8 protein-coding genes and 1 pseudogene are annotated in these 10695 nt (G+C 66.9%); 2 read left to right on the plus strand and 7 right to left on the minus strand.

Annotation, left to right across the window (positions count from 1 at the left end; all coding sequences use genetic code 11):
- Nucleotides 1-372: 372 nt before the first annotated feature.
- The 6 genes and pseudogenes from PU704_RS14865 to PU704_RS14890 all read right to left on the minus strand — a co-directional run bounded on the left by PU704_RS14865 (nucleotide 373) and on the right by PU704_RS14890 (nucleotide 7144).
- Nucleotides 373-792: a hypothetical protein gene (locus PU704_RS14865; RefSeq protein WP_277551860.1), complete on the minus strand. Its 420-nt coding sequence runs from the start codon at nucleotides 790-792 to the stop codon at nucleotides 373-375.
- 259 nt (nucleotides 793-1051) lie between these two features.
- A pseudogene (locus tag PU704_RS14870) lies at nucleotides 1052-1162 on the minus strand (Lsr2 family DNA-binding protein); the annotation flags it as partial.
- A 123-nt stretch (nucleotides 1163-1285) separates the two neighbouring features.
- On the minus strand, nucleotides 1286-2743 hold the full coding sequence (locus PU704_RS14875; protein WP_277551861.1) for a hypothetical protein: 1458 nt from the start codon (nucleotides 2741-2743) through the stop codon (nucleotides 1286-1288).
- A 54-nt stretch (nucleotides 2744-2797) separates the two neighbouring features.
- Nucleotides 2798-3862, minus strand: coding sequence for a putative glycoside hydrolase (locus PU704_RS14880; protein WP_277551862.1), 1065 nt, complete (start codon nucleotides 3860-3862; stop codon nucleotides 2798-2800).
- The gene (gene pelF, locus PU704_RS14885) at nucleotides 3859-5571 is read right to left on the minus strand and encodes a GT4 family glycosyltransferase PelF (protein WP_277551863.1); all 1713 of its coding nucleotides are present in this window, start codon (nucleotides 5569-5571) and stop codon (nucleotides 3859-3861) included. The genes PU704_RS14880 and pelF overlap by 4 nt, the downstream gene beginning before the upstream one ends.
- Before the next feature lie 130 nt (nucleotides 5572-5701).
- Nucleotides 5702-7144, minus strand: a complete 1443-nt coding sequence (locus tag PU704_RS14890) for a hypothetical protein (protein WP_277551864.1) — start codon at nucleotides 7142-7144, stop codon at nucleotides 5702-5704.
- A gap of 496 nt (nucleotides 7145-7640) precedes the next feature.
- On the opposite strand from PU704_RS14890, the gene galU reads away from it, so the two are divergent.
- Entirely contained in the window at nucleotides 7641-8579 is a 939-nt protein-coding gene (galU, locus tag PU704_RS14895) for a UTP--glucose-1-phosphate uridylyltransferase GalU (protein ID WP_277551865.1), read from the plus strand.
- Between the two features lie 293 nt (nucleotides 8580-8872).
- Here the strand turns inward: galU and PU704_RS14900 are convergent, their stop codons facing one another.
- Nucleotides 8873-9004 (minus strand): Lsr2 dimerization domain-containing protein, encoded by a 132-nt coding sequence (locus PU704_RS14900; RefSeq protein WP_277551866.1) that lies wholly within the window; start codon nucleotides 9002-9004, stop codon nucleotides 8873-8875.
- A gap of 728 nt (nucleotides 9005-9732) precedes the next feature.
- Here PU704_RS14900 and PU704_RS14905 point away from each other — a divergent pair.
- Nucleotides 9733-10326: a recombinase family protein gene (locus PU704_RS14905; protein WP_277551867.1), complete on the plus strand. Its 594-nt coding sequence runs from the start codon at nucleotides 9733-9735 to the stop codon at nucleotides 10324-10326.
- Nucleotides 10327-10695: the final 369 nt, after the last annotated feature.

Genomic DNA, 10695 nt, shown 5'->3' on the forward strand with positions numbered 1-10695 from the left:
CCGTCGGCAGGCCAGGGAAGTTGAGTCAGCGGCCATGGTGCTCGCAGGGTCCGTCACTGCGGGTGAAGGGCCAGGGACGGTGTGGAGCGCTCTGCGTGGTGCCCGTCGCGGGGGAGCAGTAGATGCTGTGGGTGGGCGCCTTCGACGACGACGGTGGCCAGGCCCCAGTGTCATCCTCCGGCCGGCAGGTTCAGCCCGGGCGGCCGCAGTGTGGCGGCGCCGATATTGGCTCCGCTGTCGGTGCAGGAGAGCCGGTTACGGGTTATCGCACCGATCGTGGTCACTGTGCCTGTCGGGGCAGGTCCCGGTGATAGGCGCAGTGGCACCTACGGGGTGTGGGCAGGGCCTCGCGTGGGAAGGGAGAGGGGTAGCTCAGGGGACCGGGATGATCGTGCCGCCGAGTTCGGTCTGCAGCTGCCGCAAGGGTGCTTCGTGTCGGGCCACGACCATCCAGTTGGCCGCATGCAGCACCGGTGTAGAGCCGGGGCCGGTGTTGTTGCGGGAGCTCACGAGTTCTTCCATGTCCTCATTGGAGCTGGCTACGGCCATGGCTATGGCCGTCATGCCCTTGTTGCACACGAGATAGGCGATCCCGTCCTCGGCTGGGACCACTCGCTGGTCTGTGCTCGGGCACTGGAGGCCGGCGGCGATGATGTCCTCGCGCAACTCCAGGGCATCGTCGTAGGTGGTGGCGCCGGCGGTCACCATCGAAGTCACCTCGTCGGTGGTGGGCCCGCAGCCGGTGAGCACCACGGCGGACAGGGCCAGCAGGGCGGTTGTGGTGCGGGGCATGAAGTGCTCCTGTCGTCGGGGGCTCGAGGCGGGGCAGGGGGCTGAGGTGGATGGGTGCTGCGGGAGTGTGTGCAGCGAGCCTATGCAGCCGAGTCCGCCGGGAGAGGCCGATCAGCTCACCGCGGCGCGTCGAACCACGCACGTCCTCAACGCCGGGCCCGTGCGGGCGGTGCTGTCCACCCCGCACGCGACGATGGACGGCCCCCGCTGGGGCGAGGGCCGTCTACCGTGCATCGTCTCGACCGGGGAGACCGCAGGCTCAGTGGGCGGCGTAGTAGGCGTTCTTGACGGTTTGGTGGATCCGGCCGCGGTCGGAGACCTCGTGGCCGTTCTCCTTCGCCCAGGCCCGGATCTTGGCGGTGTCCGGGTTACTGCCCGAAGCGCGCTCTCGAGAGCCACTTCCAGCGTCCACGGGAGAGCTCACGTGGCGTGCTGGCACGTGACGAATGTGGCGGTGCTGGGGTGTTTGTGCTGATGGGGCGCATGTAGATCATCAGTCGATGGTGGCTGAGCGACCCGGGACGGTGAGGTCTGTGCCGAAGATGTGGACGCTGCGGGTATCCAGGCTCTGGTTGACCGCCAGAACGCTTCCGTCGGACAGCTTGGTGATCAGAACACCGTTGTCCTGGAACGGGGCGGCCACTGGGTGGGTGGAGGAGGTGAGGGCCTGGGTCAGGGCGGTGATCTGCGGGTCCGTGGTGTCCACGGAGGCGCGGGTGACGTCTTCCCAGTGCCGGTCGTCGTCCCAGGCGTTGTCCTGGCAGGTGGGTTCGGCCTGATTGAGGGTCGCTGTCATGGTGGTGGTGTCCGGGGTGCGGTGGAGCAGGACGTTGCCCAGGGTGAACCGGTGGTCCAGGGTGCGGCGCTGATCTGCGGCTTCGACGACCTGGGTGCGGTTCTCGGAGTCGTCTTGGAGGCAGGCTGCAGAGCCGTCGATGGGTAGGCCGCGGTCGTAGGCGATGGTCGACACCTGACGCAGGGGCACGGAGTAGTCGTGCTGGACGATAGGCAGCCCGGCGGAGGTGATGGCGCGGAAGGCGGCGGCTTCTTCGTGCATCCGTTCCGGGGAGAAGGGGGCGCCGGTGCTCTCGGCGGTGCTGTGCTCGCGCAGGGCGAAGTCCACCGCACCGGTGGCAGCCAGTTCCAGGGCCAGGTCCACCTGGTTGTTCCACGCCGGGTAGAGGCCCAGGTTCATCGCCACGGGCACGTCGGTGCCCATGAATTCGGTCAGGGCGGAGTCGATGCGGGCGACGGTATCGATCATGGCGCGCCCGTAGGCGTCGTCGTCGGCCCAGGGGCCCCACTGGCCGATGTCGACCATGTCCTGGCCGTGTGCTGGGGACAGGGAGGTGTCATCGAGGAAGATGCCGTCGAAGCGGGCCGGCGGGGCGTCCGTGCTGCCGCGTTCGGCATCGGTGGTGAGGATCTTATGCGCGGTTTCCGCGCAGGCTTTCGCGTAGGCGGGGGAGAGGTCGGCGACGGTGAGGTAGGAGAAGTCGGGATAGCCGGCGTGTCCGGCGGAGGTGGTGGCCACGGCCGGGTTGGTGGTGGTGACGGCGTACTGGGCGCTGCGCCGATCGCTCATGTCGGCGCAGGAGTTCTGGAAGATGCCGTTCCAGTGCTCCCAGGGGCGCATTGCGCCGACGTTGAGGTAGGCCAGGAACTGGGTGTCCGGGTTGGCGGCCTTCATGTCCCGCAGGGTGCAGTCCCCGGGGGCATCGGTGGTCGCCATCATGGGATCGACGATGGCCACGGACACCTTGCCGACCAGTGCGGCGCCGGGGCACAGCAGCTGGCCTTGCCGGTAGCCCTGCAAGTACGCCGGAAGCCGAGGCGCGCGGTCACTGGCAGTGGCGGACGTGAGGCTGGTGGCAACCACGGGGGCCGGTGCGGTGGACAGGGCCGTGAGCGCACCGGCAAGCAGGACCGTCGCGACGGTCATCGTTTTCATGTGCACATAATGACCCACACTGGCTCATGAGTTGCACATGTGAACCCTCGTGGGTTAGGCGCGTCGCAGCACCTGCCCGCGGTGCGGGGCCAGCACCAGGTGAGAGCCGACCGGGTCGCCGTGGGCGTCGATCATGCCGGGTGGCACTTTCAGGCGTCGTCGTCGCCGTCCGTCCCTGTTGAAGTTCACCGCGGCCCACCCACCGGTGAACTCGCGGGACCAGGTGTGTCCTCGCCGCACCGGGTCCTGCAGCGGGGCGCCGAGGTCCCAGTCGAGTTCGGCCACGTGCTGGGTGTGGTTGTAGTCGTCGTGGCCGGTGGCGGAGTACGCGCCCCGGCCTGCGCCGAAGATCCAGAACGCCGCCAGTCCGTAGCGGAAGTTGGGGTGGTCGTCGTTGCCGTCGGTGGGCACCCGCAGGATGCTCAGCCCGGGGCCGGTGGCCTGGGGAAGCTGGGCCTCGGTTGTGTCCGGGTCGAAGAGATCGGTGGGGCTGTAGCCCAGCCACACCTCCTCGAACCCGCCTCCGTAGGAGGCGTGGGCGTCCCATCGTCCGGGTTGTCGCCGGGACTCGGCGATGTTGGGGACCAGGACTTTCCCCACCTCGTTCAGCGCGCCGCCGGCGGCGTGCACCAACGCGTCGAGGCCTTCGCGCAGCTCGGCCATCGATCCGGCCTCGCGCAGCGGCAGGTTCAGGCCGTAGTAGTCGTCGAAGACGTCGTTGTCGGCCATCACTCCGTCGAAAGGCGAGTCGGTGAGCTCGGCCGTGACGTTGTCGACCCAGCGTGCCCGGTAGTCGGATGACCACACGGTCATCTGCCAGTGCCCGGGGTAGCGTTCCCACTCGACCCGTTCACCGGTGGTTCGCCGGGCGAACCACTCCTGGTCGGCCTCGGCGTAGGAGACCCCTGAGCTGTAGAGGGGCCCGGGCTCGTAGCTGCGGGTGGAGGACAGGCACTTGTAGCACAGCACGGTCATGTCCGGGCGGCGTTCCTTCAACTCCGCTGCGGCCTCGAGCTCCCACGGCTGCAGGATCGCCGCACGGTAGTGCTCGGCGGCGAAGTCGATCTGTGCGGCACTGATCGGATCGCCGTAGCGGATCCAGGCGCCCACCCCGCTCACGAGACGATCTCGATGGCCTCGGTATCCGCAGCGATCGCAGGGTTCGCGGTGTACTCGTAGTTGCGTTCGGCGTCCATGTTCCCGAGCATGCGGTAAATCTGGTTGTAGGAGGACATCACTTCGTGGAGCTGGAAGAAGTCCTCCACCCGTCCGCGGGCGTTGGCGCAGTAGGTGCGGTAGCGGTCGGTGTCCTCGATGACGGTGCGGATCTGGCGGGCCATGCCCTCGACATCACCGGCGGAGAGCAACTCGCCGCAGGCCCCCCAGGTCCTGCCGTCGGCGGTGTGCAGGTCATCGGCGACCAGCTGGCTCATGCCCCCGACGTTGGACCCGACGGTGGGGATGCCGGCGGCCATGGCCTCGAGCACCACGATGGGCTGGCCCTCGTTGTAGCTGGGCAGCACCAGCAGGTCGAACTGGTCGAGCATGTCCCGGACGTTGACGGTGCCGTGGATGGTCACCATGTCCTGCAGGCCGAGGGCTTCGATCTTGGCCAGGCAGGCCTCGTAGTACTCCGGGACGTGCTCGGTGGGGCCCAGCACGTCCAGGTGCAGGTTGGGATATCCGTGGCGCTTGAGGATGTCCATGCTGGAGAGCAGATCCATCAGTCCCTTGATGGGCACCACCCGGGCGATGTAGACCAGCTTCCAGGTGTGCTGGTCCCGGTCCTGGGCGATCTTCTCCACGGCGGCCTGGCGGGCGTGGTACTTCTCCTCGAACTCCTCGATGGTCATGCCGTTGGGCAGCACCACCGCCTTGTCGATGTCGGTGCCCAGTTCGGCGGCCTCGGTGATCGCGGTGGGGTAGAGGTAGGTGATGACTTCGGCGCTGGGGTAGCAGAAGTGGCCCATCTCGATCCACCAGGCCATCCAGGCCCGCTGCTCGGCGGTGACGTCGAAGGTGCGGTAGTCCGTGGAGGTGATGGACAGGGCCATGTTCCGCTCCAGCAGGGTGTTGACCGTGTCGCGCACATAGAGGTTGTGCTCGGTGAGCAGGAAGGAGGTCCCGTGGTCGCGGGCCGCGGCGGCACCGAGCAGGGAAGCGTATCCGGTGGTGTGCGCGTGGTAGACCCGGGCCTTGGGCATGGTCTCGCCGAGCACGGCATAGGCCAGGGAGAAGAAGCCGCGCAGCACCCAGAAGGACTCCGACAGCGACAGGCCCAGCTGGGGCATGCGCTCGGTGAGTGCGTGCATGAACTCCTTGGAGCCCAGCACCGCCCACAGCGGGTACGCCCGGGTCCGCTCATTGAACCCTTCATCGATCAGTTGCCATAGCGGCTCGGTCTCCCGCCGCTCGGACAAGGCGTAGAGGGCGTCGAAGATCCGGTTCGACAGCTCGGCTCGCTGGGGGGAGGTCATGCCCAGGTCTTTGGTGCGCGCGGCCATGAAGTCGTGCCGGTGCTCCTGCATGCTCAGGTACACCACCCGCACCCACTTCACGTTCGAGGGCATGCCGTAGAGATCCTCATGGGGGCTGGAGGAGTCCCAGGCAATGTGGATGATGCCGTAGGTCAGGTCAGGGTTGCCCACGACGATGTCGTGGACCACCGCCGACACCCCGCCCTTGAGATAGGGGTAGGTGGACTCCATCACGATGGCCACGTCCACCTCCTCGTACTCCTGCTGGCGCTGCCGCTGAGCCGGCAACAGGCCCAGAGCGTCCGTGGTGGTGGCGCGGTGCTTGGCGCGGGAGAGAGTGAAGGGATACATGCCAGGGGCTCCTCAGGAGACAGGGGTGATCTTGGCCGGTGGGCACCGGGCCGGGGAATCGCACCGGGTGCCGGGCTTCGGTCCTCGTGCAGGCGCGCCGACCGGTGGTGCGGCGGGTGAGGGGGGTGTGTTACCAGGAGGTGGCGTGGCGCCAGAACAGGGTGTACTCCGGCTGGATCCAGTGGCGCTTGTACAGCCCCCAGGCCACGGCCACGAGCACGAGGTCGGCCAGCAGCAGCACGCCGTATGCGCCATTGGTGCCCAGGGCGGTGAACGCGAGCACGCACACCAGCAGGTGGGCGGCGCTGAGGGCCTGGGCGGTGATCTTCTCCCCGATGTAGTCCAGCTCGTAGCTGAGCAGCGTGAGCATCATGAACGTCCAGGAGGCCACCGACACGGCCACGGCCAGCAGCACGTGGGCCGGCTGCAGCCCGCCCAGCAGCATCGAGGCCGCCAAGGTCAGGGCCATCCCGATCGCCCCGGTGCGCAGCACTGCACGATCGACGATGTGGCTGAGCAGCGTGGAGTGGGAGGCCAGCACCGGCAGCGGCTCGCGTTCGATCGCCCGGTGGAGCCCGGCCACGGCACGGTCCACGTGCGGGGCCAGGTTCACGAAGTAGAAGTTGTAGGCCAGCACCGCCGGGAGCATACCCATGAACACCACCACCACCTGGAAGGTGCCGTCGGTGACGAGGAAGAGCACGAACTTGTCCGCCCACAGCACCGCACCGAGCAGCAGCCCCCGGATCACGTCTCCGGCGAAGTTGCGGTGTCCCAGGCGTTCGAAGGAGCGGGCGTGGGTCAGGTGCTTGCCCATGGCCGCGATCTGGGTGGCGGCGGCCAACACGGGCGGCAGGATCCACAGCGTCGGTGCCGCGGCCAGGGCCATGGCGTAGGCGCCCCAGGCCAGTGCCCACAGCCCGCGTCGTTCCCCGACATTGGCCAGCACCAAGGACTGCACGAACAACACGTGCGCCCCGCACAGCACCAGGTAGGTGCCCATGGCCTGGGCCGACCAGCCGGTGGCCAGCCACAGCGGGACCGCGAACAGCCCGACCAGCGGCAGCGTCTGGACGAACATCGCAGGCCACACCTGGCAGAACCGGCGAGTGATCTGTTCCATGTCCCGCTCGGCCATCAACCCGCCGATGGCACGGTAGGCGGGCATGCACGCCGCCTGCGCCAGCCACGGCACGGTGATCGAGGACGCCAGCACCACGTAGGTCAGCTGCACGCCTCCGACCGTGGCCTCGGCCATCCGGGGACTGACCAGAGGAAAGACGATGTTGAGGAAGATCACCGGGGACAGGTACAGCAGGAGGTTCACCCCACCCCGGCTGCTCACCGGCGAGTCCGGATCGTTGCCGACCATGCCAGGGGCCCCACCGCGCATCATCAGCGCGACCACGGATACGACCAGCAGCCCCCCGGTCAGAGCCAGGAGCGTCAGACTGGACTGGGTGAGCCGGTCGACGGCCGCCGGCACGAGGGCCGTCAGCAACAGAGCCGACACGATGACTGCGGTGCGGCGCCGACTGAAGGCGTCGTGCACCAAGGACTGGATCGATCTCATGGTTCCCCCTGCGAATCGGGAAACGCCCGCGACCCCCGTCGCGACAACGCCCGATGAACTAGACGCGGTAAGACATCCCCTGCCCTCCGCCGAAGTTAGCTTGCCGGTAACAACGGTGCATACGCAAAAGAAGTGATCAATCTCTCATGAATGTGCAAGGGAAGCCGTGGTTCGCCCCGATGCCATGTGGGTATCCCCGCACGTCATCGTGAGGTGTCTAGTAGCGGCGACCCACCGCTGTACTGCGAATGAGGGACAAGACGGAGCACGACGTCAGCGATCCTGGGGTCAAGCGGCGGCCTGATGCTCCGAGGCTCACACGCCCCGCTGACCTCGTCGGAACCATCGGTGTTCCCTTCTGCTAGCGTCTGACTGTCCCTTTCCCCCGGGACGTGTACCCGTGACCCCGCACGGGCACGGAGACGTCCCGTCTCGCACTGCGAGGCGGGACGTCTTCGATTCGGGTGCTTGTCGATCGCACAGTTAGCGTGTGCCTATGAATGCAAGCGATGACTCCCGCGCGGTCCGCAAGGCCGTGATCCCCGCCGCCGGGCTCGGCACCCGGTTCCTGCCCGCGACGAAGGCCATGCCCAAGGAGATGCTGCCGGTCGTGGACCGCCCGGCCATCCAGTACGTGGTGCAGGAGGCCGTGGACGCCGGTCTGCAGGACGTGCTGATGATCACCGGCCGGTCCAAGAGAGCTCTCGAGGACCACTTCGACCGGGTGCCGGCCCTGGAGCACCAGCTGGAGGAGTCCGGCAAGACCGCCCTGCTGCGCGAGGTCGAGCACGCCTCGGAGCTGGGGGAGATCCACTACCTGCGCCAGGCCGATCCCAAGGGGCTGGGGCACGCGGTGCTGCGGGCCAAGATCCACGTGGGCGACGAGCCCTTCGCGGTGCTGCTGGGCGATGACCTCATCGACGCCCGCGACGACCTGCTGACCCAGATGATCGAGGTCCAGGAGCGCACCGGCGGCTCCGTGGTGGCGCTGATGGAGGTCGAGCCCGAGCAGATCAGCTCCTACGGCTGCGCCGACGTGAGCGCGGTGGAGGGCGACGAGTACGTGCGGATCAACGGGCTGGTGGAGAAGCCGGCCCCGGAGGAGGCGCCGTCGAACCTGGCCATCATCGGCCGCTACGTGCTGCACCCGGACGTGTTCGAGGTGCTGGAGAACACGGCCCCGGGCCGCGGCGGGGAGATCCAGCTCACCGACGCGCTGCAGACCCTGGCCGGGCGCGACGGGGCCGGCGGCGGGGTGTACGGGGTGGTCTTCAAGGGCCGCCGCTACGACACCGGCGACAAGCTCAGCTACCTGAAGGCCAACATCATCCTGGCTTCGGAGCGGGAGGACCTGGGCCCGGAGCTGCGGGAGTGGCTCAAGGACTACACCCGGTCGCTGCCGGTCGACGAGAATGCGTCGCTGCAGACAGTCTGAGCACTACCCAAACTGCGCCTGTTGAGAACGGACTGGTCCAGAGCTCGTTCAAGAGCGGGCCCTGGGTCAGCCCGTTCTCACACCCCATTCGCTAGATTCACCGGGCCGCGTATCAGGCGTCCTTGACAGTCTGGTGGATGCGGCCGCGATCTGAGACTTCGTAGCCGGGTTCCTTCGCTCAGGCTCGCATCTTGGCGGTGTCCGGGTCGCTGCCCGCAGCGCGGGATCGGGTGCTGCGGAGGCCGCCGCTGCGTGTCGCCTTTAGGCCGGTCTCTGCGTAAGGGGGCAGGGCTTCACGCAAATTCTCGGCGTTGGCGGTGGAAGGGCCGCTCGTAGTCCTTGCCGTCGAGGCTGGACTGGATGGTGTCTTTTGCGCGGCCACAGTCGAGGTCGTCTTCGAGGTGCACTTTAACTTTCTGGACCATAGGCGAGAATTATTTCGATTCCCGGGTGGGGGTGTGGGCCAGGGGCGGTAAGGGTCGTCGTCGGACTCTTCAAGGGACACTTCGTCGATGGTTGCTTCTACTGGTTCCGCGGAGTCTGCCGCTGCCGTGGTCTTGGTGCGGTTACCAGTGATGACGGTGCCCTCCTCGGTGAGGTCCACGCAGAGCATGCCGTTCTCCATCGCCGGGTGGCGGTGGTTTCGGTGTCGTAGTGAGCGGCAAAAGCGGTTGCCGAGACGATGGCCTGCCCGGAGCCGCGTCTTAATCCGCTGTGGACCGCGTAGGCGTGCGAGTAGGAGTCGTCATGGCGCGCAGCGCCATGACGTGGCGGTCGTACCGTAAAGACGTATCGGCGTTGCCTGCGAGGCTGTGGGCGGCATTGTCCCGCGGTATCACCCCGCGCTTCTGGGTGGTCACGCTCAGCACGTTGGCCAGAGGAGTCATCCTTTCGTTGCACTCGTCAAACCTCATAATCCCCTTATGGATTGTGATCGGCGATAGTGTGATTCATCGCAACCACCGCAGTCTTGCGCTTGACACTCATGCGCAGATCATTTGCTGTGTCTTCAAAAGTATGGGATGCGAGACGTCTCGCTCCGAAAATTTGCGCCCGCATGATTGCGCGGTTCCGGGTGTCTCGCATCCTTGTGCTTTATCTATGCCTCTAAAATCGGATACTCAACGTTAGTTGCGAGACAGATGAGGTAGACATGGGGAAGCTGATCGGATACGCGAGGGTGTCGACACGGCAGCAAGACGCAGACCGCCAAGTGTCTGACCTTCTGAGTGCCGGCGTTCGACGTGATGACGTGTACGTAGACAGTGGAGCGTCTGGGAGCCGTGCGTCCCGTCCCGCTTTCGACCAGGCGGTGGCCGCTCTCGAGGCGGGCGACACGCTGGTCATCACGACACTGGACCGTCTGGGTCGTTCGACGCAAAACATGCTGGTCTTCGCTGAGGCGTTGCGGGGGAGAGGTGCCGGGTTGCGGGTGCTGAACCTGGGTGGGGGAGACGTGGACACCGCGACACCGATGGGCTCCATGGTCTTCACCGTCATGGCCGCCCTGGCGCAGATGGAGCTAGAGATCAAGCGGGAACGGATTACCGACTCGGTGGCCAAACGCCGGGCCGCCGGCAAGGACCTGGGCGGGCGCCGGCAGACCTTCACCGACTCCCAGATCCGCAACGCCGTCCGGCTCATCGAGGGTGGGGAGCCGGCGACCCAGGTGGCACGGGACCTCGGGATGTCCCGTGCCACTCTCTACCGGCGGATCCGGGAACTCCCTGTGCTGACGACCATCTGAGCGAACGCTCGTAGGCGGACCAGGCTCTATGCGGATCATCTCCTCATTGGCCCCATCGCCGCACGGGGCAGGCGCGCACCGCAGAATGGCGGATCCACGCCGAGATCGTAAGGGGCTCGGCAAATTAGACGGAGGTCCCTCGGTTGCGCCTCTTTTCGGGCGGCGACACTTTGTCCTTAGATGGCCTCGAGGGCCGGCCCTGTGATGGGCCGGCCCTCGAGGTAGAGCACTGTGTGGAGGCGCGACGGTTTAGGTGTGATGTCCAGGGAGGTTGTCCCGCCGCAAGGCGGTGAGTCGGGCTGACACGGGAAGGCCTCCGGTAGTGAAGTGGAGCTGTCTAGTTCACCGCTTCACCCACCGGAGGCCTTC

The sequence above is a fragment of the Kocuria oceani genome (assembly GCF_029524215.1).
GTDB lineage: Bacteria > Actinomycetota > Actinomycetes > Actinomycetales > Micrococcaceae > Kocuria > Kocuria oceani.